The organism is Pseudomonas sp. AC463, from assembly GCF_979253585.1.
Genome location: NZ_CEEDDZ010000345.1, coordinates 1 through 319 on the forward strand (window position 1 = coordinate 1; position 319 = coordinate 319).

A 319-nucleotide genomic window follows, 5' to 3' on the forward strand; every position below is an offset into this window, starting at 1 on the left:
TCGGGTAGACGCAAGGCCCGATGATGATCCTGTCGAGCAGCCTATCGAGGTTCATCCAGGGCATATTCAACCCTGGCTGGTCCGTCAGAGGTACCTTGCAGACCATCTGCGGAATGCTGCGGACCGTTTCGATGCTCGACTTGATGAATGGCGACGGGTCGGAAAGCGGCCGGTGAATGACGCGCCACTCCTGCTCCTCCGCGAACGCAGGGTGCTTGAACGATAGCGTGGCGAATTGGAGTGCGTTCGTAATTATCGACTGCGCGTTCTGGAACGGCACCTGCTTGATTGTCTCGATGTTCGCCGTCAGCCCGTCAGC

Annotated in this window: 1 protein-coding gene; it reads right to left on the reverse strand. The window is 58.6% G+C overall.

The window, feature by feature from the left end; translation table 11 throughout:
* Nucleotides 1–319: DUF2971 domain-containing protein (locus AC0IYH_RS30450; RefSeq protein WP_471837879.1), on the reverse strand; the 319-nt coding region annotated here is incomplete at both ends.